This is a genomic window from Planococcus shenhongbingii (assembly GCF_030413635.1).
Taxonomy (GTDB): domain Bacteria; phylum Bacillota; class Bacilli; order Bacillales_A; family Planococcaceae; genus Planococcus; species Planococcus shenhongbingii.
Genome location: NZ_CP129235.1, coordinates 3,010,360 through 3,034,507, shown reverse-complemented (window position 1 = coordinate 3,034,507; position 24,148 = coordinate 3,010,360). Strand labels below are relative to the sequence as shown.

The following is a 24,148-nucleotide window of genomic DNA, read 5'->3' as shown; positions in this document are numbered from 1 at the left end:
AAGCTTTTTAAAACAAAATGATAGGAAGAAACGTCTAAAATTTCTCCAGAAATATTAAAATATTTCTTCTGGTTAGAATTTTTGTTTTATTTTCGGAATTAATTAATATAATAGAAAAGAAGGCGGAAGCTGATTTCCTTTACTTAATAAACCGGAAAGTGCTGCAAAGATTTCTAAAGAGAACAGGGGCAAACGACCATGGAAAAAATAGCATTCGAAATAGAAGAAGCAACAATCAGCCAAATCCAGCAGGCTTTTGAAGAACAGCTGCTGACTTCAGTGGAGCTGGTCCAGGTTTATTTGGACAGAATCGAAAAGTACGACAAAAACGGACCGAAAATCAATTCAGTGCTGTCCATCAATCCTGACGCTTTGAAAATAGCAGCAGAGCTGGATAGCATGCGCGGCCAGGAAGGGCAAGGCCCGTTATATGGGATTCCGGTGCTGCTGAAAGACAATATTGATACGACAGACAACATGCCGACGACAGCAGGAGCGATTGCCCTCAAGGACAATTTCACGGTTGAAGACGCTTTTGTGGCTGCACAGCTGAGACAAGCGGGAGCAATTATCCTCGGCAAGGTCAATATGAGCGAATGGGCGTATTTCATGACGGAAAATGTGCCGAGCGGCTACAGCGGACTCGGCGGCCAAGTGCTCAACCCTTACGGAGTGGATGTGTTTGAAGCCGGAAGTGTCGGCGGTTCGAGTTCAGGAACCGGGGCGAGCATCGCGTCAAATTTTGCAGTTGTCGGCATCGGCACGGAAACTTCAGGTTCAATTTTAAGTCCAGCGAGCGCCAATTCAATTGTCGGCATCAAGCCGACAGTCGGGTTGGTCAGCCGCACAGGCATTATCCCGATTGCAGAAAGCCAGGATACAGCGGGACCAATGGCGCGTACAGTGGCGGATGCGGCCATTACACTGGGCATCTTGACAGGAGTCGACGAAAGGGACCCGGCGACTTTACGCAGTGTTGGCGTGGGCTTGCCGGATTATACGGCCCATCTGAAAAAGGATGGATTGCAAGGTGCAAGAATCGGTGTGGACATCAGCTTCCTGAATGACAAGGAGCCGGAAGAACGGGCCATCATGGAAGCTGCGATTGCAGATATGAAAGCGCAAGGAGCAATCGTTGAGAAAGTAACGATTCCTGTTCAGGAATTTCAATCGGGTGTGCTGTGGTATGAATTCAAACGGGGCATCAACGATTATTTGAGCAAAACCCCGGATGCGGTGCCGGTGAAGTCGCTTGCTGACGTCATCGAATTCAATAAACAAGAGTCTGCTGTCCGGATGAAATTCGGGCAGGTTGAACTGGAGAGGTCGCTGGCACTGAGCGAAGATCCGATTGATCCGACTTATTTGGAGCATCGTGCCACCGATCTTAGAACTTCTGCCGCTGAAGGCATTGATGTGGTGATGGTCGAGCATAACCTTGACGCTCTGCTGTTCCAGAACAACCGTGGAGCAGCTATGCCGGCAAAAGCCGGCTATCCGTCAATCACTGTGCCGGCTGGCTACACCAGTGAAGGGCTGCCGGTTGGCGTGACATTCAGCGGCCTTGCGTTCAGTGAACCGCGGCTGATTGAACTGGCCTACGCGTATGAGCAGGCGACCCAAAACCGCGTTGCTCCGAAGTTTGAATAAAGGATGTTGACTTACAGCCGTTCCCGCAAGAATCAATGGATTCCTGGAGCGGCTGTTTTTGTGCTAAAGCCAGTTAGTGCTCTAGTTTCATGACTAAGGAAGCAGTTTATTTAAAAAAGAAGCGGGAACTATATAGGTGAAAAAATCTGAGGAGGTGGCGGATGAAACAAACCAATAAAACCTTCGATTCAATAATCTGCATAAATAGGCTGTTAGTTGATTGGTTAAAAGCATTTTAAAAGTCAATTGGGTATGTAGAGGATGTTTGGGGGCATAAGAGCTGGACTTCATGAATTGGGCTAACGAAGAGTCAACAAAACTAATAGGAGGCATTTCTCATGAAAGTAACAGAAATTATGACAACAGATGTACAAACATGCACACTTGATACATCACTTCAGGAAATTGCGACTTGGATGCTGAATTTGGATGTCGGCTCCATTCCGATTGTGGACAACGGAAAATTAGCAGGGATTATCACCGACCGTGACATTGTCACCCGAGGCATCGCTGCCCAGTTTTCTTTGGATACACCCGTAAGACAAATTCTTTCTTCCGACTTGGTCACCGGAACGCCGGATATGGATTTGGAAGAAGCGGCTGATCTGATGGCTGAACATCAAATTCGACGTCTGCCAATTGTGGAAGGCGACAGACTGGTAGGGATTGTCTCCCTTGGCGATGTTGCAGTGAAAGATCCATCTGATATGCATGCCGGTTCAGCCATTGAAGATATTTCTAAACCAGCTGAGCCAAGCTAAGAAGTTTAGAAAATAAAATAATTGCATTTAAAAACCACGCTTGTTTTCCATTGGATAACAAGCGTGGTTTTCGTATGGACAATTTGATTGGAAATTAAATTGCTGTTTTTATTCAAAGAAGGAATGGATTTTAGCTGCTCCTTAAAAAATGTTTTATGCAGTAAACCGGCATTTTGGAAAAGACGAGCAGCCTTTGAATGGGCCATGTTTTCCGGTTCTTGTAACGAGTGGGTCACCGCAGTTGGGACAGATGTTTGCGGAGAGTTGGCCTTTTTTCTTTTGCTGCGTTTCTTTGATGGTCTGGACATGCTGCTTTTTCGCTTTCGGGTCTTTGATATTGGCGTTTTCAATGTGCGTAGCAAAAGCGGCGATCGCCTGTCTGGTGAGCAGAGATTCCTTATAGGATTGAATCGCACTTACGATGCCGGTTGTATGAAGGACATGTATGTGTGAAGACTGAATGTCCACTTTTTTTAACGTACTATTGCTTGAAAAGCTAATAATGGAAACCATCGGATGTTGATATCCCGGGAAATGCTGTTCAAGCATTTTGATATGGCCAAAATTTTGGCGGATGGGATTGTGGAACTGCTTTTTGGATTTATAGATGGTTTGGGTCCACTTAGCGCTTTTTTCGGAACCGAAAATCCAGCCTTGATAATTTTTCGTCTCAATGACAAAGATGCCATTCCGGCCAATAACGACATGATCGATTTGAGTGGTTTTGCTGCCATCACTTAACATGATATTGTGGAGGATTTTGTAATCTTCATTATCGAGTTTCCTCAAAGCGAAACGGACTCCAAGTTCTCCGAAAAAACCTTTTACAAGCGGTGATTTTAAGACAGCAGCTACTAGAATCATAAGAAATAAAAAGGAAAATGGCATAATTATATATAGGTAATTGTATTTAGGTACATTATCTCATTTAACGTTTTATATTGGAATAGTATTTTAATTTTTTTACATTAATTGAAGAAAAACAATTGTGTCAGGAAATTAGATGGCGATATTCATAAGAGAAATTTCTGCTGACGACGAGTTCAGGAAAATGAAAATTTCAGGCTAACTTTTTAATTTTTGCCATGGTAAGAAGCTTTGCAGGACCCTATGGCCGAAATTTTAAGCCATAAATGAATAATATACTCGGAAAATTATAATTGAATATTCAAAATTTTTAATAAGTAATAGTCTCTTTCTATTTTTATTGCTAAAATAGATTCAAAAGAAAGAGTTTAGCTCTTTCTTTTATTTTCATTATTCAGTACCAGAGATTTTGCAGAAGTTTGAAAAATGAACGAACCGATACTTAAATGAATATAGAAATTGCGAGGAATGGGAAGAAGGAAAGAAATACAATATTTAGTAATCGTATTTAAAGTCATTAAAAAAAAGGAGCATCCGAATATGGAAGAAGCAATAAAAATAGCGATTTTAGGAGATATTTGTCCAACAAAAGATTACCGAAAATTTTTTGATAGTCAAGATCCTGAACAGGTTCTTGGTGGAGCTGTGAACAGATTAAAAGAAGCTGACCTTACTATTGCTAATTTGGAAGCGCCAGCTACGGAAAGCAATGAACCAATAATGAAGACAGGACCGAATTTAAAGGCATTACCAAGAGATTTAGAAACACTTCAAAAAGGTGGGATAGATGTATTTTCCATGGCAAATAACCACATTCTCGATTATGGAACACAAGGGGTCATTGATACTCTGGAAACTTGTGAAAAGTTAGGAATTCGGACAGTTGGAAGTGGACGAGATTCGAAAGCCGCAAAAGAACCGCTTTTCATTCCAGTAAAAGATAAAATGATCGGAATCTTAAGTTTTGCAGAAGCTGAATTTAATCTGGCCACATCGAACCAAGCAGGAGCTAATCGTTTTGATTATTTTGATTCCATTAAAGATATAGATAGTGCCAAGAAAAACTGCGATTTTTTAATTGTCCTATACCACGGGGGAAGTGAGCATTACCCTTATCCATCACCACTATTGCAGAAGAAATGTAGGAATATGGCTGAATTTGGTGCAGATTTAGTAATATGTCAACATAGCCATTGTATTGGTACGTACGAAGAAGTAAATGGAAGTACAATACTTTACGGACAAGGGAATGCTGTCTTCGGTTGGGAGGACGGTGATCAACAATGGAATGAAGGATTACTGGTGGAAATCACAATTATTGGAGCAGTTAAGCCTCAAATAAGATTTATCTTATTGAATGCCAATGCAGATGGAGTAGGGCTGGCGAACGAAAACAAAGCTGGCGAGAGACTGAGGAGGATGAATGAAATGTCTAAGGCATTGCAGCATTCAGAACAGGTAAATGCATTGTGGGAAGATTTTTCCCACAGTCATGTCTCCTTATATTATTCCATGTTATTTGGAAAGGGCCGAATTTTTAATAAGATTAACCGGCTATTGAAAAATCGTTTAATTGATTTCCTATATTCTGATAGGGAACGCATGCTAGCCATGAATATGCTCCGTTGCGATGCACATAATGAAGTCATACAAACCATATTGAAACAAAACTTTAGAAAAAAACAGGACAATGTGGAGTTATAATACAGGCTTTTTTATTAAACCCAGATATTTCAATATAAAGGAAATTTTGACTTTTAGTTTTGTTCTCAGTTGTATTATTGAATAGAAATAGCGCTTTAAAGTAAAAAAAACTAAACTTTCAACTAAGTAATCATTTAACCCCTTTTGAAATTTGAGGATTTCACAAGGGGGGATTAATTTTTTAAATAGAAAAAAGGACGCCTGACGTTATGAAGAAATTAAAACCTTATTATTTCCTCTTTTTGGATCAAGATGAATAAAATTGTAATTTTGAGAAGTAACAAATAAATAGATCGGTATTCAAAAAGCAGATGTTATACCTTTTTATATAATCTATGGGAGGACTATAGTAAAATCTAAATCTTTTTATATTTTACTGATTATTTAGAAAATTTAAATATATTTCTTTTTAATAGAAAGATTTGATGATAGAATGATAGAAATAAAAAGGTACTTCGAATGTCATTTTATTATTTAATAATATATTTTGTTAGCGAAAAAGAAATTATTTTTATTTAAGGAGGAAATTGTAATTTTTGTAAAAACAAAGCTGTTTACATAATTGTCATAATTAGATATCAAAATCAATCGATTTTTCGGTTCTTTTTCTCCATCAGTCTTATAAGGAAAAAATATTGAAAGTAAAAGATATTTTTTAAAAAGCATTTGGCTATTTAGGGATATTAGATGAAATATATTTCCAGTTAATATTGCACTTATCAATTTCAAAAATAATAAAAAAGGACTCTCCCTCTGAAAAAGGAAGGCGGTATAAAACGTAAGATGAGAAGCCAAGTTGAAAAATTAACCAATAAGCCGTTTGTGCGCAATGTCATAGTTGTAGCAACAGGTACTGCCATGGCTCAAATTGTGTATATGGCCTTATCCCCTATTATTACAAGGTTGTACGGCCCTGAAGCCTACGGATTAATGGGGGCTTTCATGGCTATAGTGATTATTGTTGGACCTGTATCAGCATTGACTTATCCAATTGCCATTGTACTACCGAAGAAGGAAGAGGATACTCAAGGACTGATTCAGCTTTCTTTTTTGATTTCCATGTTCAGTGCAGGGTTTCTAAGCATTATGCTGTTATTGTTTTACAATCAGATTATCAACTTGTTCAATCTTGAAGACATCTCCCCATTTCTATTTCTTCTTCCGTTCGTTGCATTGTTTTCAGGAGTTTTGCAAATAGCAGAAAGCTGGCTAATCCGGACAAAACAATTTAAAGTGACTGCAAAAGTTGCAGTGCTACAAGCCTTGCTATTACAGGGAAGCATGGTTTTCATTGGAGTTTTTTATCCGAATGCTGCTGTACTTATTTTCTTATCGACATTTGGAATTGGTTTAAAGGCGGCAATGATGATTGCTCTTTCTAATAAAAGAGAGAATTTCGATTTCAAACTTAAAAAGAAAAGAATTGAATTAATTAAAAAGCTGGCATTTACACATAAAGATTTTCCGTTATACAGAGCACCAGAGGTTTTTATAGACGCCGTATCTCAAGGCTTGCCAATCATATTGCTAGCCAGTTTTTTTGGCCCTGCTTCGGCTGGTTTTTATTCAATTGGCTACACTGTACTATCGATTCCTTCGCAACTGATCGGCAAGTCTGTCGGAGATGTTTTTTATCCCAGAATATCCGAAGCAGCAAATAATGGAGAAAAGATGACGAATCTAATTAAGAAAGCGACTTATTATTTAGGTGTTGTCGGTATCCTGCCTTATATCATTGTAATTTTCTACGGGCCAGCACTCTTCCGTTTTGTTTTTGGTGATGAGTGGGGGATGGCTGGTGAATATGCAAGGTGGATTGCACTTTGGTCCTTTTTTAAATTTTTAAATAAAGCAAGTGTGACAGCCTTGCCAGCTTTATCTGCCCAAGCATTTCAATTATGCAGCACCATCGTTACGCTGGTGAGTCGAATTGCAGCATTGGTCATCGGGTTTTATGTATATAAGAGCGATTTGATTGCTATTGCCCTGTTTTCCATTACAGGTGCAATTCTAAATGTAGTGTTCATTGCAATTACTTTACATATTAGCAAAAAACACGATCAAAAGATTTAAAGCAACTACTTCTTAAGGGAAACGAGGGATAAAATGAGTGATTTTATTTATTCGAATCAAATGACGGAAGCGGGAGTTTTAAAAAAGGAAATCCATTTGATTTATCACGAGGACTTTCCAGAAGTCAAAGAATATCATGGAAATTGGGGATCCTTAGCGGTCAGCAGAAACTTATATAACGGATTTAACGAATATGAGGACTCTGATTATCTTTGTGTCGTAATCGGCGGTCCGGTTCTATATTTTCGAGATAATTTATTCTTGAACGAAGATCCCAGTACTGAAGGAACCAAAGCTATTTTTAATCGATGGAAAAAAGGGGAAATGTGTTGGGATGAAGATTTAAGCGGACCTTTTAATATACTGATCATTAATAAAAAGACTTCTGAGATTTTTTGCATTACAGATATAATGTCCTTCATACCTGTATTCGTTTATCAAAATACCAGTACACTAATGTTATCTACTCATTCTGATGCACTTGCGAGAGCTGCAAATCAACATTTAAACGTTGATGTGGTAGCTAAAGTTGATTTCATCCTATCGGGAGTTGTGACGTACCCTTACACAGTCTATCAACATTTGTTTCAAATCGCTCCAGCTTCCATACATTTCAAGAAACCTGCAACTACACTTTTGAAGTCAGAATCTTATTGGATTCCGGCGGAATGTTCAAATAAACTGTCAATCGATAAAGCAGCGGAAGATTTAAGAGAAGCGTTGGAAGTTTATGTCGCAAAAGTGACGAAAGGTATGCCTAATATTGCACAATTCATTAGTGGAGGGGAAGATTCTCGATTATTGTCTGGTCTTTTGCCAAATCAGAGCAAACGAGAAGCGTTCATCTATTTAAATTCTATGAACCGTGAAGGAATTAGAGCAAAAAAGACTGCAGACGCTTACGGAGTACAGTTCAATTTATTTACACGTGAAAAAACACATTACTTGGAGATTTTACCGGCAGCAGCAGATATGATTGGCGATGGAGCTGAATATATTCATGCTCATACATTAAAATTTTATAAGAAAAGCAATTTATTGAAGTTTCGGGCAGTATTTGGAGGCTTTTATTCCGATTCATTGTTAAAAGGAGATTGTATAGTAAAGCCGAAAGTGATTGGACGATTACCTTTCATGCCCCAAATGAAAAGGCGGAACCATTCGAGGGGAGATCAAATCATAAGTTCTGTCTTTTCAAAACAAATTCTACAAGAAGTTGCTAAGCGACGTACCGAACACTTAAATTTCGTACGCAGTTTTCGGGAAAAAACAGCCGAAGAATGGTTTGAACTCTGGCCGAGTTCGATGAATTACGCGATTCCTAATTTACATGTAAATCGTCGTCTTTTCAGAAGTTACGAACCTTTTATGGCTAACCATGTAGTGAAGATAAGCGCGATGGCATCCCAAAAGTGGATGCTTAATCGCCGGCTTTTTCATAAAACGGCAAAACCTTATTTTAAGAAAACAAAATGGCTATTTCATTCAGATGGACGATTGCCATATTTCCCGTGGTATATCAATAGTTTCATTCAATTTTGGGTGTGGGGATATCAACAGATTTCTACAAAGATTGGGCTAGTTAAAGAATACCAAGGGCCATGGGGTGAATGGGACTTGCTTTTTGAGAGCGAGGAAGTTAAAAAATATATTGAAAAATATAGCAATGGCAGCATCGTAATGGATGATGTATTCATTATGAAAGATTTAAATAAAGTTTTTAAAAGCAATGAACTTACGGTAACTCAAAAAATAAATTTGCTGCAAACTTTATATAGTAATCAGAAAATTTCGGAATTAGTTGAAGAAGACTTAGTAAAAGAAGATATGAAACTGACCTCTATTATGAGTCTGAAATAATAAAGTGTTTTAAACATTCTTCAATTGCCCTAGTAAATAAACCCCTCTACTGTTAATTATTAAACTTACAGTAGAGGGGCTATTTTTTATGGGAAAAATTAAGCGGAAGCAAACATAAACTGAGGCGGGATATAAGCGAAATTCAAATCCTTGATGTGAAGCTGCTTTCTCTTGCTACCGTAACTTTTGATGGGATTTTGAAGCGTGACATGATTTCCTCTAAATCCAGAGATACTTTGAATACTTGTTGCAAGAACCCGAAAGATATATCGGTTACTTAAGATGAAATACATCACTAAAGCAAATTAATAATAAGCGTGATGAAATACTGAGCTTATTTTTTTGGGTTGCTTAAATCTGATGTTCAACGTTCTTAAGTGTGTCAATCAGGCGGATGGTTCTATAACTTAAACAACGTAAAAATATTAACCCATATGCATTTCATTCGGATGGGAGCCTTTGCGGCGGTTTATATTCAGTCCATTGATTTGTTCAATTTCATCAACTGATAATTCGAAATCGAATACTTGAAAATTTTCTTTGATCCGGGATGGTGTTACAGATTTCGGAATGACAATGGTATTGTTTTGCAAGTGCCAGCGAAGGACCGCTTGTGCCGGTGATTTGCCATGAGCTTGTGCGATTTGCTGAATAGTTTTGTCCTGAAGCACTTCGCCACCTTGGTCTAGTGGGCTCCAAGCTTCAATAAAAATATCATGTTTCGCACAGAATTCCTTCAAGTCGTTTTGAGCCAAGTATGGATGGCATTCAATCTGATTTAAGACAGGCGTCACTTCACATTCTGCCAGTAGGCGCTTCAAATGCTCAACTTCAAAATTGCAAACACCAATCGCTTTAACACGTCCATCTTTATAAAGCTTTTCAAGGGCTTTATATGTATCGACATATTGATCGTAGTTTGGTGTCGGCCAATGAATCAGATAAAGATCGACAAAATCAAGGCCTAAACGCTCTAGGCTTTCTTCATAAGCGCGTAATGCGTTGTCATAGCCGTGATCGCTGTTCCAGACCTTCGTCGTGATGAAGAACTCTTCAGGTGAAATACCGGAATCTTTGATTGCTTTTCCGACACCCTTTTCATTCTTGTAAATCATTGCCGTGTCGATGGAACGGTAGCCTATTTCGATTGCTTTTGATACAGCTGTGGTTGCCTGATCGTCCGGCACTTGCCAAACTCCGAAGCCAAGTTGTGGCATTTTTAATCCATTGTTTAAAGTTGCAAATTTCAATTTGCATTTCCCCTTTTTAGTAAATTGAATTGAATTATTAAATACCCCTCAATCATAATTATTAACCTTCTTAAATTGACTCTCTTGCAAACCAAGAATTATATTGATGTGCCTTGAAGGAACGGATAAAAACTTTTAACTAGAAGCAGGTTTTATGATTTCCCCTTTTTTAAAAATACAGAAACTAAATGGAATTATAAATAAAACCAACTAATAGATAAAAGACATTACAAAATACTCATATAATATGAAATTGTATAAAAAAATCTGAATATTCAATAATAAGTATAGATATTTCGTCGTTTATGTTGTTAAATTAAAATAACGTGTTAATAACTTTTTTTGAATTTAATAACCGATGGGGGAGAAAAGGACATGAGTTTGATTTCAGATATCAAAAACCAGAAAGAGAAGATATCAATTATTGGGCTTGGATATGTAGGTTTGCCGCTGGCTGTGTCATTTTCTGAGCATGTGTCAGTAATTGGCTTTGACTTAGATAATGACAAAGTCGATATGTACAAGTCTGGCATCGATCCAACTAAAGAAGTCGGAAATGAAAAGATTAAACAGGCCCAGATTTTATTTACGGCTGATGAGAAGGACCTGCGCCAAGCGAAAATTCATATTGTTGCAGTGCCTACACCTATCAATAGTGATAAGAGTCCGAATCTTAAGCCTGTTGAAGAGGCGAGCAAAATAATTGGACGGAATTTAGTGAAAGGCTCAATTGTCGTGTATGAATCGACTGTCTATCCGGGAGTCACAGAGGATGTTTGTATACCGATATTGGAGCAGGAATCCGGTCTTGTGTCTAAAGTTGATTTCAAAGTGGGCTATTCACCTGAACGGATCAATCCGGGGGATCAAGTTAACAAACTGGAGAACATAGTAAAAATCGTCTCAGGAATCGATGATGAAAGTCTCGTGATGATTACAGAACTTTACGAGATAGTAGTGAAGGCAGGAATTCATCAGGCTTCCTCCATTAAGGTAGCTGAAGCGGCGAAAGTGGTAGAAAACAGCCAGCGTGATATCAACATTGCCTTTATGAATGAGCTTGCAATAGTTTTTGACAAGATGGACATTAAAACGTCCGAAGTCGTGGAAGCGATGAACACGAAATGGAACTCACTTGGATTTTATCCTGGGTTGGTTGGGGGCCATTGCATAGGAGTGGATCCATATTATTTCATCTATGAGGCTCAAAAACTGGGATACCATTCTCAGATTATCCTATCCGGCCGAAAAATTAATGACTCGATGGGCGCTTTTATCGGAGAAGCAATTATTAAGAAATTGATTCTTGCTAATAAACAAGTCAAACAGGCGAAAGTTGCTATATTGGGTGTTACGTTCAAAGAAAACTGCCCGGATATCCGGAACTCGAAGGTATTCGACATTGTTGAAAAACTTGAAGAGTACAAAATAAAGCCCTATTTGGTTGACCCGCAAGCGGATAAAATTCTGGCAAAAGAAGAATATAATATCGATTTGATTGACATCGAAGTGCTTGAGGAAGTCGACTGTATCGTCCTTGCTGTGGCACATGAAGAATTTAAAGAGATGGCTTCTGAAGATTACAATAAGTTGTTTGGACAGCATTGCGATGATGAAAAGGTGTTGATTGATGTGAAGAGTATATTGAATCAAACAGATGTAGAAAAGCATGGTATACATTACTGGTCACTTTAGAGAGATGTTAGCAGGAACAGGTGCAATCGATAATCTCAAACGATGGTAAAATGTTATTTCCTTTTTGGGATATGAAAGGGTGAAGATGATATGGAATTGGACTCGAAAATTTATATAGCAGGTCACAGGGGGCTTGTAGGTTCGGCGATCAAGCGGAAACTAGAAGAGAAAGGATACTGGAATCTGGTGTACAGAACAAGTCAAGAGCTTGATTTGACACGACGGGAAGAAGTAGATGAATTCTTTCAAAAAGAAAAGCCGGATTATGTTTTCCTGGCAGCTGCGCGGGTGGGAGGAATTATAGCCAATAATGAATTTCCGGCAGATTTTATTCGGGATAACTTGATGATACAGACGAATGTCATTGATGCATCACATCAATTTGGTGTAAAGAAGCTGCTTTTTCTTGGCAGCACATGTGTATATCCGAAGTATGCTCCACAGCCGATGAGAGAAGAGTCCCTTTTAACGGGATTACTTGAGCCAACCAATGAACCATATGCCATAGCTAAAATCGCTGGCATCAAAATGTGCGAAGCCTATAACAAACAATACGGTACCGATTTTATTTCGGTTATGCCTACTAATCTGTATGGTCCATATGATAATTACGACTTGCATAGTTCGCATGTCTTGCCGGCTTTGATAAGAAAATTCCACGAAGCAAAAGTAAAAGGAGATGAAGCTGTGGTGGTGTGGGGAACAGGGGAACCACGGCGTGAATTTCTGTATTCGGAAGATTTGGCGGATGCTCTGCTTTTTCTTATGAATAATTATAAAAGCAGTGAGCTTATTAATATCGGGACAGGGAAAGACATGCCGATAAGCATGTTGGCTGAGAAAGTGAAAGAAACTGTCGGCTATAATGGAAAGATTGTTTTCGACACCAAAAAGCCGGATGGCACACCGAGGAAGCTGGTCGATGTCTCCCGGCTGAGAAGCATGGGATGGAAGGCACCTACTTCCTTGTCAGAAGGGTTAGCTTTAGCATATAACTGGTTTTTAGAAAATGAAGCAGATGCTACATTAATGGCGAACAAGCGGAGGGGTATATGAAAAAAGCATTGATAACGGGAATAACAGGTCAAGATGGTTCTTTTTTAGCGGAGTTCCTACTGGAAAAGGATTACGAAGTACACGGCATTATTCGAAGAAGCTCTACATACAACCAAGAGAGGCTAGAAGAAGTAATTAGCAGGAAAAACTTTTATTTGCATTATGGGGATGTAACTGATACATCAAATATTATCCGCATAATCAACAGTCTGCAGCCGGATGAGATTTATAATTTGGCAGCTCAGTCACATGTTCAAGTTTCTTTTGAAATGCCAGAATACACACAGGAAGTTGATGCGGCAGGGACATTGAAAATTCTTGAAGCAGTACGGATGCTTGGATTGGCTCAGAAGACTCGAATTTATCAAGCCTCTACCTCGGAACTTTTTGGCAAGGTTCAGGAGATTCCACAAAAAGAAACAACTCCTTTTTATCCACGCTCACCATACGGTGTAGCAAAAATCTACGGATATTGGATAACAAAGAATTACAGGGAATCATATAATATGTTTGCGGTTAATGGCATACTTTTTAATCATGAATCAGAGCGGCGCGGAGAAACGTTTGTGACACGAAAAATCACTCTTGCGGCAGCAAGGATTTCACAAGGAAAACAGGAAAAGCTGAGTCTAGGGAACTTGGACGCCCGTCGCGATTGGGGGTATGCGAAAGATTATGTAGAATGCATGTGGCTTATTCTCCAGCATGATAAGCCTGAAGATTTTGTTATCGCTACGGGGGAGATGCATTCAGTACGTGAATTTGTGGAATTCGCATTTCGCCAAGCGGGCATTGAGTTGGAGTGGAAAGGGCATGGAGTGGAGGAGAAAGGATTAAACAAGAAAAATGGTGATGTAGTCGTTGAAGTCGATTCGAAGTTCTTTCGCCCAGCAGAAGTCGATCAGTTATTGGGGGATCCGACAAAGGCGAAGACTTTACTGGGATGGAACCCAACAAGAACTTCATTTCAAGAATTGGTGAGAATCATGGTAGAAGCAGATATGAAAAAAGTAGAGCAAGAAGGCACCGAGAGGAAAATGTTCGATTAATGAGGGGGGACTAAAATGACAGGGAAAATGGCGATTACACTGGTAGCAGTAGCATACAATCGTCCGGAATCTTTAAGCCGCTTACTGGCTTCTTTAAGTAGGGCCAGTTATTTGGATTACAGCGTGAGGCTTATTATCAGCATTGACCATGGGGGACCGGATAAAGTAAAAGAAATTGCTGATTCATTCGATTGGAAGTTCGGAGAAAAGAAGGTAATAATCCACGAGCAGAATCTGGGATTAAGAAAACATATCTTACAATGCGGTGATCTGACCGAACAATACGATAATATCATTGTTCTTGAAGATGATGTCTTTGTAGCAAAGAATTTTTATTTGTATGCATTGAGTGCACTGGAATTCTATAAGGACAATAAAAAGGTTTCGGGTATCTCACTTTACTCTCATAAATTCAATGAAACAGCGAAATTACCATTTTCACCGATTAAGGAAGAGCATGATGTCTTCTTTTTACAGATTGCGGCTTCGTCAGGTCAGCTCTGGACTGTAAGGCACTGGCTTGACTTCAGAGAGTGGTATGAAAAAGACACGAAAGACGATGGCTGGGATAAGGTGCCAGAAAACATTGCAGGCTGGCCAAAATCATCATGGAAAAAGTATTTCACTAAATATCTGATAGAGGAGAATAAGTTTTTTGTGTATCCGTATGATTCACTGACGACTAATTTTGGTGATATTGGCCAGCACTTTTGGAAGGCAAACTCATCTGCACAAGTGCCACTCGATCGTGTGAAAGATCATTATAAGTTTTGTGAAATAGAAGACACAATGGCGGTCTATGATGCATTTTGCGAGAATTACAATCTGAGTGCGCATTTCAGCAATTACCCGGACCGCTGTACGATTGATTTATATGGAACAAAGAAAAATCTAATGATAGACGGATTTTTGTTATCGGTGAACAATTATCCCTACAAAATTCTAAGGCAATACGGTATGGCGCTAAAGCCGATTGAGGAAAATGTCTACCATGATATTCCAGGGGATCAAATTTTCCTTTATGATACTTCACAGCCAGTCAAAAGTATGGGCAAGAGCAAGAGTTTCATCCACAGCCAATATGAATATTATTATCCAGGATTAGATATTCGAAAAGCGACGAAACTATTGTTTAATAGCTATACATTTTCAATTTTATATAAGTTTATCAGCACGAAGGCATTGAAATCATTGCAAGGCAAATAAGGGTAGATGCATTTACGGCAAGCAGGGGGGATAAGGAAATGGGAGAGAAAAAGTCAGGGTACGTGCTGGATGCTAAAATTTCGGCACGCACTTTTAATGAAACTTTAGCTCTTATCAGTCAATGGGGGCAATTGAAAGCGCAAAAGTATGTCTGTGTTTGTAATACGCATTCTTTAGTGACAGGGTATCATAATGCAGCATTTAAAACAGTATTGGCTCATTCGGACCTTTGTGTTCCGGATGGGATGCCTTTGGTTTTTGCATTGCGTAGACTGGGCTTCAGAAAGCAGGACCGGGTGGATGGCCCTAATTTGATGCTAGCACTATGCGATGAGGCAGCTAAGAAAGGATATCGCATTTTTCTCTTCGGCGGTACAGAAAAGAACTTGGCCAGGCTGGAAAAGAAACTGACAATGGACTTTCCTGGAATTCAGATTTCCGGCAGCCTGTCTCCTCCTTTTAGGGACTTAGCAGAGCAGGAAGAAGAAGAAATTAGACAGTATATTAATTCGAAAAAAGCAGATTTTGTGTTTGTCAGCCTTGGTTGCCCGAAACAGGAAACTTGGATGTATAGGAATAGGGAGTCAATTAATGGAGTAATGATCGGTGTAGGGGCAGCGTTCGATTTCATAGTAGGTGATATTAAGAGGCCACCACTCTTTTTTCAGAAAATCGGTTTAGAATGGCTTTTCAGGCTCATTGCGGAACCGAAGAGGCTATTCAAGCGCTATGCCTACAACAATCCTGCTTTTCTCATTGGATATATTAAAACTTTTAAAAAAGACAAGAGAAATACCTTTTTCACTGACTCTGCATGAGGTATTTTACTGGCAGTTTTGTGCTGGCTATAGTTGGTGCTACATATAGAAAGATATAAAGGAAATGATCCTTATATGAAAGGGGGTGAGCCAGTATGAGAAAGCTATCTTTTATAGAGGAGGATGGAATAAAAGGGATTCTGATACGGGTGCTCCTATTTTTAATTGTAACGAGAACAGTCATCGACTTATTAGGGGGCGCTTATGTAGAAGAAGGACCCGTCAATCCTGGGGGTATCAGTGGATTGCTTTTTGCTGGGGGTGCGGTTCTGCTGGTGCTTATCAGATTGATAGAAAAAGGAAAGGTGCATTATTTTGCTGCTTTCATCATTATTTTGCTTGTGGTATATGCAATAGCCTTGTCTACAAATGATGAATTCGGAGTCGCTTCTGTTGCGCGGTTTATCATTGGTTTTTCAGCTGCTTTCCTGTTGATCTATCCACAGAAAAACCGGGTCAATGTCAGTAGAATGATCAAACTTTACTTCATATTGCTGTTGATTCCAATTGGTATCGCATGGCTGCAATTTTTCAATCTCTACGAGTACAGCTATTTCGATTATGTAAATGGAGAAGAGTTCGGAAGACCATCTGGAGGGTATTTTCAGCCGAATTCATTAACACGGCTTTTGATTTTCGGTATTTTAATCATCTATATTCTGGATCAAGCTGAGCGAATGAACATCTTTTTAAAATACGGAATGATCACGTTATTCTTTTTGACAATTTTCATTAGCGGCCATCGAACTTCTTTATTGATTGCTTTGCTCATTGTTTTGCTGTTCGATGTGGCAAAAAAATTTAAACGGTTTATTATTTTCTTGCCGCTGACTGGAATATTGTGTATTGCAGCGTTAATGGCAATCATCAACTTTATGGGTGATAGGATCAGCGATTACTTAACCATTTATTCCAGTTACTTCAACTTATTTTCTGATGGCGAATTCAAGCTTCGGGGAAGAGAAGATATTTGGTCAAGCATTATTAATCAGATGGCTGCGGAGAACGGCTTTATGCAGTGGGTTTTTGGGAGAGGAGTACCATTTTTTGATGCCCATAATGATTTATTGCGCATCCTCATGGTTAATGGCATTTTAGGTGTCCTTGTATATGCTTTCTTCTTAGCATATATCTACCGGTTCTGTACTCGACGTGTCAATAGAATCGGAAAAAGTGCTGTAAGAGTGACTTTTCTCTATCTTTTCCTGTTTGGTCTAACCTTACAGCCAATGGAGTATTCGCATTTTATGCAGATGTTTTTCTTTTCGCTTTTCATTATTCTTCAATTGCATAGCAAAGATAAAGCAGAATTGTCTTTGAAGAAACCCGTTGAGCATGCAAAAAATTATGAGGATATTCACAAGGAAAGAGAAATGCTGTTTTGACGCTTGAGGAAGCATAATAGTGATAAATTCAATGCAAGATTCAAAGCAAAAAAATCTGAAATTTCAAATAAATTTAATAATTATATTGAATTTGTAGGTAAATAGAGGTAAAATTGGCAAAAAGAATAAGGAGAAAGAAAATTTGTAGTAAATATTAATTATAGTTTTAAAAGAATGAGGTAAAAGTTAGAAGGAGGGCTTGCGTAATGAAACTGGTATTGTTATCCGGGGGTTCTGGAAAGCGACTTTGGCCGCTTTCCAACGATGCGCGATCTAAGCAATTTCTAAAAGTGCTAAATGACTATGAAGGAAAAAAGGTTTCAATGGTCCAGCGGGTCTGGAAACAATTGGAGGAATCAGATCTAGCGGAAGAATCCATCATTGCAACAAGTTACTCTCAAGTCGATATGATTAAGATGCAATTAAATTCAGAAGTGCAAATTGTTACTGAACCTGAAAGAAGAGATACATTTCCGGCTATCGCCTTAGCAGCGGCTTATTTATATTCAGTGCAGAATTGTAGTTTAGATGAAGTCGTTGGAATTTTACCGGTGGATCCTTACGTAGAAAACCATTTTTTCAATCGAGTAAAAAATTTAGAAGATGCCCTAAGGGAGTCGAATGCAGATCTTGCATTGATCGGTGTAGCGCCGACTTATCCTTCCGCAAAGTATGGCTACATCATTCCACAGTCTGCTACAGGAACAAGTTCTCTTATTGTTGATTATTTCAAGGAAAAGCCGACGGAAGAACAGGCAGTAGAACTGATTAAGAAAAATGCACTCTGGAATTGTGGTGTTTTTGCTTTCAAATTAAGTTTTATGATTGAGGAGCTTAAAAAAAGAAATATGCCTATAGAGTATGACGAGCTGCTCAAAATTTATCATCTTTTGCCGAAAAAAAGCTTTGACTATGAAGTGGTGGAAAAAACATCCAGAATCGTTGCTATTCCCTACGATGGCTATTGGAAAGACCTTGGAACTTGGAATACGCTTACTGAAGAAATGGCTAGCACCATTACTGGAAAAGGCATTATTGGCAAGGGTGTGGAAAACTCCCATATCGTGAATGAGCTAAACATACCTATTACTTTGCTTGGTTTGGATGATGTGGTTGTTGCTGCAAGCCCTGATGGAATATTAGTTACGCATAAGGAATCCAGCACAAAAGTGAAAGAATATGTCGACCGTTTAGAGGGTCGCCCAATGTATGAAGAGCGGCAGTGGGGATGGTACCGGGTTCTTGAGTATACGAAATATCCGGAGGGGAACGAGGTACTTATCAAAAGGCTTGGTATCAATGCCGGCAAGAACTTAAGTTATCAGGTGCATTATAAACGCAGTGAAGTATGGACCATTGTAAAAGGAGAAGGAGTATTCGTCTTGGATGACCAATTGCGTCATGTAAGGACAGGAGAAGTACTCCATATACCACTGGGAGCGAAACACACATTGCGAGCGACGACAAATATGGAAATTATCGAAGTGCAATCTGGCAGCGAGTTAATCGAAGAAGATATCTTCCGTCGTTCCCACGAATGGAATGAAATTGAACAGATATGCAAAGTGAGACAGTTTAGTAATCAAGGTTAATTCTGTTTTCAGTTTTTCAACAGCCACTGGAATTCTTTTGCTGCGAAAGAGGAGGAAGCTCATGTATAAGGAGCCAATATTTTTGAAGCCTTTTTTCCAGGAACGAGTTTGGGGAGGCGATAAACTTAAGGAGTTGTTTCGTTATAACATACCGACCTCTTCTACCGGAGAAGCTTGGGTCATTTCTGGTCACGAAAATGGTCAATCCATTGTAATGAATGGGAGCCTAGAGGGAATGAACTTGGCTGATGTCTGGAAAGCATATCCATATTTATTCGGAAATGCAGATTCAAAAAAAGAATTTCCATTACTTATTAAGATTCTTGATGCTAATGACCGATTATCAGTTCAAGTGCATCCTGATGATGAGTACGCGAGCCAATTGAAGGGGGCGCCGACTGGAAAGTCGGAATGCTGGTACGTTCTCGAATGCGATGAAGGTGCTGAGGTGATTATTGGCCACAAAGCTCAATCTCGGAGCGAGTTTGAGGAATTGGTGAATAATCAGAAATGGATGGATTTATTCCATGTGATGAAAGTGAAAAAAGGTGACTTCATATACGTTCCAAGTGGAACACTTCATGCCATCGGGGAAGGGATTGTCATATTAGAGACTCAACAAAGTTCTGATATCACATTTCGTGTTTATGACTATGATCGCTGTGATGGTAAGGGGGGAAAGCGGGAGCTGCATCTTGAAGATGCATTCGCCGTCATAAACTGCCCGCATCAGGAGCTTGTCCGGGAAGCGATGAAAGTTCATTGGAGGGGAATGGTTTCGACTCGTTTAATTGAAGATAAAAACTTTGCCGTCTACCACTGGCAACTTAATGGAAGGATCAACACACCAATTGAAGTCGACTTTTTATTGGCTAGTGTAATTAATGGGGAAGGGAAAGTCGGAACTGAAGGGGCTCTCGTTAACATTCGAAAAGGGGATAATTTCATCTTACCAGCAACCGTAGTAAATTATTTTTTAGAAGGTGACTTAGAGATGATTGTTTCTCATATCTAAAATTAAGATTTCGTGCTTATAAAGGCTCTGCGAAATATGCAAGTGGATAATACTGAAATTGTGGAGGCAATAATCGGGAATTATGCTTTGAGTAAAGCTGAAGGAAGGGATATGTATGTCTATTTCCAATCTAGAGCAAGAAAGGGAAAACCTGATCAGCGAAATAAAAGAAGACAGGTTATATATTGTAGAAATAAAGGACACCCAATCATATTTGGCTACAAAACGGATAATCGATGTGATAGGTGCGAGTGCGGGATTAGTTATACTGTTTCCTCTATTCTTATTGGTTTTTATTCTAATAAAAATAGAAGATCCTCGTGACTCAGCTTTTTTTAGACAGAAACGTGTTGGGAAGAATGGAAAAGAATTTTTAATGTATAAATTTCGCTCTATGATTTGCAACGCTGAAGAAATGAAGAGTGAACTGCTGAAACGGAATGAAGCTACAGGGCCCGTTTTTAAAATTAGATTGGATCCAAGAGTAACAGTTATAGGTAAATTTATCCGAAAAACCAGCATTGATGAATTGCCTCAATTGTTTAATGTGCTTAAAGGAGAAATGAGTCTAGTTGGGCCCAGACCTCCTCTACCCGATGAAGTTGAGCAATATACCAGGTTTGAGAAACAGAGGCTCATTGTCATTCCAGGACTGACATGTTATTGGCAAGTCAATGGCCGAAGCAACATTCGCTTTGAGGAATGGGTTGAAATGGACTTAAAGTATATTAGTGAGCGAACCACATGGATTGACATTAAACTGATCTTTAAAACGTTTTTCGTTTTATTTGGATCTCGAGATGCTTACTGAAATGGAATAAATCCATAGTTGATTGTTATTGAGGATTCCACTAAAAATCTAGTTTCGAAGAATTTGCTACTACTAATAGGGGGAAAAGTAAATGGAAGAGAAAATCACTTTAGAGGATTTAGCGAAGATACTGAAAGAGAGGAGTATTTTGATTGTCTCCTTGACGGTTTTGGCTATCATTTTGGCGGCAATTCTATCCTATTATATCCTTACTCCTCAATACGAAACTTCTACACAGCTTCTAGTGAACCAAGAACAGACAGATGTTATCAGAATAGATAATCAAACGATTCAGACTGATCTGCAATTGATAAACACTTATAGCGTTATTATCAAAAGTCCTGCTATCCTTGGAAAAGTAATCGAGCAAAATGGATTGAATATGTCCGTAGACGAACTCAATGAGAAAATCATTGTCGAAAGCAGTGAAGAATCTCAGGTTTTTGAGATAAGGGTCAAGGATGAAAGTCTTGCGAAAGCAGTATTGATTGCCAATAGTACGGCGAAAGTCTTTCAAACAGAAATACAAGAACTAATGGAGATTAACAATGTTTCCATTTTAACGGCGGCAATCGCCAAACCTGGCCAAAAACCCATTCAGCCTACGCCTCTTTTAAACATGGCAATAGCAGGTGTTATAGGATTGATGCTTGGAGTGGGAATTGCTTTCTTACTCAACTATTTAGACAATACCCTTAAAAGCGAGCAGGATATTAAAGATTATCTTAATATCCCTGTTATCGGTACAATCTCCACAATAGTTGAAAAGGAAAAAAATCCATCAACAGTGCCCATAACTTTAAATCGAAGGGAGGCCTGACTATTATGGTGAAGACTAAAAATAAAAGGGTGCCTATGAAAAAGTTGATCACCTCTATTAATCCAAAATCACTTGTATCAGAACAGTATCGGACATTGCGGACTAATATCAACTTTTCCTCACCAGATCGAGACATCCGTTCAATCGTTGTAACCTCTGCTGCACATTCAGAAGGGAAATCTACAACAGCAGCCAATCTAGCCATCGTTTATGCACAGGAAGGAAAGAAAGTCCTGCTAATTGATGGAGATTTGCGGAAACCAACCATGCATTACATATTTTCAATAAAAAATACAGTTGGCTTATCGAGTGTTCTTGTGCGCCAAAATACGCTTGAAAATGTGATAAGCACAACTGAAATTGAAAACTTGGATTTAATTACATCAGGTCCACTACCTCCTAATCCTGTAGAATTACTAGGATCTAAATCGTTGGAAGCCTTACTGAAGAAGCTTGAAGAATCATATGATGTCCTGATTATTGATACGCCCCCTATTTTGGCAGTAGCTGATGGACAAGTTTTGGCGAATCGGTGTGAAGGGGCCATTCTAGTAATCAATTCCGGAGAAACGGTGAAGGAAGATGCGATAAAAGCAAAAGAATTAATTATGGCATCCAACAGTCGACTAATCGGAGCTGTACTTAATAATTTCAAACTTCCATCAACCAGTTATTACGGGAATTATTACGAAAGTGAGGAAAATTGATTCCAAGAAATCAATGGATGAAAGAGTATTTGCCAGGAGGCTGAGTGACAAAAAAGCGCGTGATCCAAGAATGCCTTTATTTCCTCTGACGTTTCGCTAGCTGATTGCAAAACTTAAACCTAACTTCCTGAACCAAACGCCCATTACTCCAGAGGAAAAGTCGGAAATTCTGTTGAAGAAAGTGTGGTGAAACGCTCTGTTCTCCAACAACTTCACAAAACCAATAACTTTGGTACTCACATTAGCTTTCACGCTTTTATCAAGTCACAGAAATACAAGGTTTTACGATTAAATTCAGAATTATTTATCCGCTCCAAGACTTAGGTCTTGAAGCGTTTTTGTGTTTTGCAGAGTTTTAGCAATAACCAAAAGAAAAGAGCAGCTTCGAAAACTAGTTTTTTCAGTTTGGTTATAAAGGTATCTGAGCATTCAGGTGGAATCATTTATAGTAGAAGTACCTGACCAGCTTGCTTAATGCATTGGAAAAAGGGTATAAAAAGACTGTATGCTTACATAAACAGAACTGATTAATCGTGAGAAAGGAAGTTGGAACATGAAATACAATTTCGATGAAATCATCAACCGCCGGGGAACTTATTCCTTGAAATGGGATGGAGCAGACCTGATAAAAGAATTTGGCTTGACGGAGCGCTATGATGAAGACACGATCCCGCTATTTACAGCCGATATGGATTTGCCTGTGCCGCAGCCATTAATCGATGCCTTACATAAAACCGTCGATCACCGGATTTTCGGCTATACGGTGTTCCCGGAAGAATATTACGAGGCCATCAGCACATGGTTCTTGAAGCGCCATGACTGGAAAGTCACAAAAGAGCAGATTGTCTTCAGCCCGGGAACGGTCCATGCACTGAATGTGGCGGTGAAGGCTTTCACAAAACCTGGTGACGGCATCATCATTCAGCGGCCCGTTTATCCGCCGTTTACTGGCGCGATTGAAGGCAATGAGCGAGTGGTGGTCAATAATGCGCTGGTTGCAGATGAAAACCAATATTACACCATCGATTTTGAGGATCTTGAAGAAAAAGCGAAAGATGAAAAGACGACAATGTTCATCTTATGCCATCCGCATAATCCGACCGGACGCGTTTTTACAAAAGAAGAATTGCGGAAAATGGCGGAAATCTGCCAGCGCCATAACGTCTTGATTGTAGCAGATGAAATTCATGGAGATTTGATCCGGAAAGATCAGGTCTTTATCCCAATGGCAAAAGCGGTGGGAAATACAGACAACCTCATTACATTGACTGCCATCAACAAAACATTTAACGTCGCCGGTCTGCATTGTACGAATGTCATTATTCAAAACGAAGACTTGCGTGCAACTTTCGCTACCGAAATGGGCATGCAGCTCCCTTCGCCTTTCACCGTTTCTGCATTGATCGCCGTTTACAATGAAGGCGAGGATTGGCTCGAGCAGCTGAAAGAATATATCGACGGTACGATGCTATATGTCAAAGAGTTCCTGGCAGAAAATATGCCGCAAGTGAAAGTCTACATTCCGGAAGGGACGTACATCTTATGGCTCGATTTCAGCGGCTACAACATCAATGCCGAAGAAATTCATGACCGCATTTACAATAAAGCTAATGTATTGCTTGAAGACGGCGGCATGTTCGGAGAGGAAGGGTTGCTGTATCAGCGCATCTGCCTTCCGTCGCCGCGGCCGGTGATTAAAGAAGCTTTGGAGCGGATTGCGAAAGAATTTGAAGATTTATCGGTTAAATCACAATAAAAAATCAAGAAGTCGCCACTCTCATTGTATTGCCGAGAGTGGCATTTTATTTTGCATCTTTAGTATCTAGGGA

Annotated in this window: 19 protein-coding genes; 17 read left to right on the top strand and 2 right to left on the bottom strand. The window is 39.3% G+C overall.

What is annotated here, in order from left to right; translation table 11 throughout:
• The first annotated feature begins 198 nt into the window (after window positions 1–198).
• Both QWY16_RS14830 and QWY16_RS14825 read left to right on the top strand, forming a co-directional pair.
• Window positions 199–1,650 carry an amidase family protein gene (locus QWY16_RS14830; protein WP_300989997.1) on the top strand — a complete coding sequence of 484 codons (1,452 nt, stop codon included), beginning with the start codon at window positions 199–201 and terminating at the stop codon, window positions 1,648–1,650.
• 338 nt (window positions 1,651–1,988) lie between these two features.
• A complete protein-coding gene (locus QWY16_RS14825) occupies window positions 1,989–2,411 on the top strand; it encodes a CBS domain-containing protein (RefSeq protein WP_300989996.1) in 423 nt (140 codons plus the stop codon).
• A gap of 153 nt (window positions 2,412–2,564) precedes the next feature.
• Here QWY16_RS14825 and QWY16_RS14820 read toward each other — a convergent pair whose 3' ends face one another.
• Complete coding sequence (locus QWY16_RS14820; RefSeq protein WP_300993466.1) at window positions 2,565–3,275, bottom strand: NERD domain-containing protein; 711 nt, start codon at window positions 3,273–3,275, stop codon at window positions 2,565–2,567.
• Between the two features lie 543 nt (window positions 3,276–3,818).
• Between QWY16_RS14820 and QWY16_RS14815 the strand changes: the two genes are divergently transcribed.
• The 3 genes from QWY16_RS14815 (at window position 3,819) to QWY16_RS14805 (ending at window position 8,915) form a co-directional block, all read left to right on the top strand.
• Window positions 3,819–4,982, top strand: a complete 1,164-nt coding sequence (locus tag QWY16_RS14815; protein WP_300989995.1) for a CapA family protein — start codon at window positions 3,819–3,821, stop codon at window positions 4,980–4,982.
• 783 nt (window positions 4,983–5,765) lie between these two features.
• On the top strand, window positions 5,766–7,055 hold the full coding sequence (locus QWY16_RS14810) for a lipopolysaccharide biosynthesis protein (protein ID WP_300989994.1): 1,290 nt from the start codon (window positions 5,766–5,768) through the stop codon (window positions 7,053–7,055).
• A gap of 33 nt (window positions 7,056–7,088) precedes the next feature.
• Window positions 7,089–8,915, top strand: a complete 1,827-nt coding sequence (locus tag QWY16_RS14805; RefSeq protein WP_300989993.1) for an asparagine synthase-related protein — start codon at window positions 7,089–7,091, stop codon at window positions 8,913–8,915.
• Between the two features lie 425 nt (window positions 8,916–9,340).
• Here QWY16_RS14805 and QWY16_RS14800 read toward each other — a convergent pair whose 3' ends face one another.
• Window positions 9,341–10,165: an aldo/keto reductase gene (locus tag QWY16_RS14800; RefSeq protein ID WP_300989992.1), complete on the bottom strand. Its 825-nt coding sequence runs from the start codon at window positions 10,163–10,165 to the stop codon at window positions 9,341–9,343.
• Window positions 10,166–10,540: 375 nt separating this feature from the next.
• Here QWY16_RS14800 and QWY16_RS14795 point away from each other — a divergent pair, with 375 nt between their 5' ends.
• The 12 genes from QWY16_RS14795 to QWY16_RS14740 all read left to right on the top strand — a co-directional run bounded on the left by QWY16_RS14795 (window position 10,541) and on the right by QWY16_RS14740 (window position 24,075).
• Window positions 10,541–11,860 (top strand): nucleotide sugar dehydrogenase, encoded by a 1,320-nt coding sequence (locus QWY16_RS14795; RefSeq protein WP_300989991.1) that lies wholly within the window; start codon window positions 10,541–10,543, stop codon window positions 11,858–11,860.
• A gap of 90 nt (window positions 11,861–11,950) precedes the next feature.
• Window positions 11,951–12,916, top strand: coding sequence for a GDP-L-fucose synthase (fcl, locus tag QWY16_RS14790; RefSeq protein WP_300989990.1), 966 nt, complete (start codon window positions 11,951–11,953; stop codon window positions 12,914–12,916).
• Window positions 12,913–13,965: a GDP-mannose 4,6-dehydratase gene (gene gmd / locus QWY16_RS14785; protein ID WP_300989989.1), complete on the top strand. Its 1,053-nt coding sequence runs from the start codon at window positions 12,913–12,915 to the stop codon at window positions 13,963–13,965. The genes fcl and gmd overlap by 4 nt, the downstream gene beginning before the upstream one ends.
• 15 nt (window positions 13,966–13,980) lie before the next feature.
• Window positions 13,981–15,171: a glycosyltransferase gene (locus tag QWY16_RS14780; RefSeq protein ID WP_300989988.1), complete on the top strand. Its 1,191-nt coding sequence runs from the start codon at window positions 13,981–13,983 to the stop codon at window positions 15,169–15,171.
• Window positions 15,172–15,209: 38 nt separating this feature from the next.
• Window positions 15,210–15,989 carry a WecB/TagA/CpsF family glycosyltransferase gene (locus QWY16_RS14775; RefSeq protein WP_300989987.1) on the top strand — a complete coding sequence of 260 codons (780 nt, stop codon included), beginning with the start codon at window positions 15,210–15,212 and terminating at the stop codon, window positions 15,987–15,989.
• 95 nt (window positions 15,990–16,084) lie between these two features.
• Window positions 16,085–17,374 carry an O-antigen ligase family protein gene (locus QWY16_RS14770; RefSeq protein ID WP_300989986.1) on the top strand — a complete coding sequence of 430 codons (1,290 nt, stop codon included), beginning with the start codon at window positions 16,085–16,087 and terminating at the stop codon, window positions 17,372–17,374.
• 206 nt (window positions 17,375–17,580) lie between these two features.
• Window positions 17,581–18,966, top strand: a complete 1,386-nt coding sequence (locus QWY16_RS14765; protein WP_300989985.1) for a sugar phosphate nucleotidyltransferase — start codon at window positions 17,581–17,583, stop codon at window positions 18,964–18,966.
• A gap of 61 nt (window positions 18,967–19,027) precedes the next feature.
• A complete protein-coding gene (gene manA / locus QWY16_RS14760; RefSeq protein WP_300989984.1) occupies window positions 19,028–19,981 on the top strand; it encodes a mannose-6-phosphate isomerase, class I in 954 nt (317 codons plus the stop codon).
• Window positions 19,982–20,096: 115 nt separating this feature from the next.
• Window positions 20,097–20,792: a sugar transferase gene (locus tag QWY16_RS14755; protein ID WP_300989983.1), complete on the top strand. Its 696-nt coding sequence runs from the start codon at window positions 20,097–20,099 to the stop codon at window positions 20,790–20,792.
• 91 nt (window positions 20,793–20,883) lie between these two features.
• Window positions 20,884–21,612, top strand: coding sequence for a YveK family protein (locus QWY16_RS14750; RefSeq protein WP_300989982.1), 729 nt, complete (start codon window positions 20,884–20,886; stop codon window positions 21,610–21,612).
• A 5-nt stretch (window positions 21,613–21,617) separates the two neighbouring features.
• Window positions 21,618–22,319, top strand: a complete 702-nt coding sequence (locus QWY16_RS14745; RefSeq protein ID WP_300989981.1) for a CpsD/CapB family tyrosine-protein kinase — start codon at window positions 21,618–21,620, stop codon at window positions 22,317–22,319.
• 553 nt (window positions 22,320–22,872) lie between these two features.
• Entirely contained in the window at window positions 22,873–24,075 is a 1,203-nt protein-coding gene (locus QWY16_RS14740; RefSeq protein WP_300989980.1) for a MalY/PatB family protein, read from the top strand.
• Window positions 24,076–24,148 lie beyond the last annotated feature (73 nt).

Bases quoted from the DNA above. Each gene is read 5' to 3' on its own strand.
- QWY16_RS14830 (WP_300989997.1), top strand. From the start codon at position 199: ATGGAAAAAATAGCATTCGAAATAGAAGAAGCAACAATCAGCCAAATC.
- QWY16_RS14825 (WP_300989996.1), top strand. From the start codon at position 1,989: ATGAAAGTAACAGAAATTATGACAACAGATGTACAAACATGCACACTT.
- QWY16_RS14820 (WP_300993466.1), bottom strand. From the start codon at position 3,275: ATGATTCTAGTAGCTGCTGTCTTAAAATCACCGCTTGTAAAAGGTTTT.
- QWY16_RS14815 (WP_300989995.1), top strand. From the start codon at position 3,819: ATGGAAGAAGCAATAAAAATAGCGATTTTAGGAGATATTTGTCCAACA.
- QWY16_RS14810 (WP_300989994.1), top strand. From the start codon at position 5,766: ATGAGAAGCCAAGTTGAAAAATTAACCAATAAGCCGTTTGTGCGCAAT.
- QWY16_RS14805 (WP_300989993.1), top strand. From the start codon at position 7,089: ATGAGTGATTTTATTTATTCGAATCAAATGACGGAAGCGGGAGTTTTA.
- QWY16_RS14795 (WP_300989991.1), top strand. From the start codon at position 10,541: ATGAGTTTGATTTCAGATATCAAAAACCAGAAAGAGAAGATATCAATT.
- fcl (WP_300989990.1), top strand. From the start codon at position 11,951: ATGGAATTGGACTCGAAAATTTATATAGCAGGTCACAGGGGGCTTGTA.
- gmd (WP_300989989.1), top strand. From the start codon at position 12,913: ATGAAAAAAGCATTGATAACGGGAATAACAGGTCAAGATGGTTCTTTT.
- QWY16_RS14780 (WP_300989988.1), top strand. From the start codon at position 13,981: ATGACAGGGAAAATGGCGATTACACTGGTAGCAGTAGCATACAATCGT.
- QWY16_RS14775 (WP_300989987.1), top strand. From the start codon at position 15,210: ATGGGAGAGAAAAAGTCAGGGTACGTGCTGGATGCTAAAATTTCGGCA.
- QWY16_RS14770 (WP_300989986.1), top strand. From the start codon at position 16,085: ATGAGAAAGCTATCTTTTATAGAGGAGGATGGAATAAAAGGGATTCTG.
- QWY16_RS14765 (WP_300989985.1), top strand. From the start codon at position 17,581: ATGAAACTGGTATTGTTATCCGGGGGTTCTGGAAAGCGACTTTGGCCG.
- manA (WP_300989984.1), top strand. From the start codon at position 19,028: ATGTATAAGGAGCCAATATTTTTGAAGCCTTTTTTCCAGGAACGAGTT.
- QWY16_RS14755 (WP_300989983.1), top strand. From the start codon at position 20,097: ATGTCTATTTCCAATCTAGAGCAAGAAAGGGAAAACCTGATCAGCGAA.
- QWY16_RS14750 (WP_300989982.1), top strand. From the start codon at position 20,884: ATGGAAGAGAAAATCACTTTAGAGGATTTAGCGAAGATACTGAAAGAG.
- QWY16_RS14745 (WP_300989981.1), top strand. From the start codon at position 21,618: ATGGTGAAGACTAAAAATAAAAGGGTGCCTATGAAAAAGTTGATCACC.
- QWY16_RS14740 (WP_300989980.1), top strand. From the start codon at position 22,873: ATGAAATACAATTTCGATGAAATCATCAACCGCCGGGGAACTTATTCC.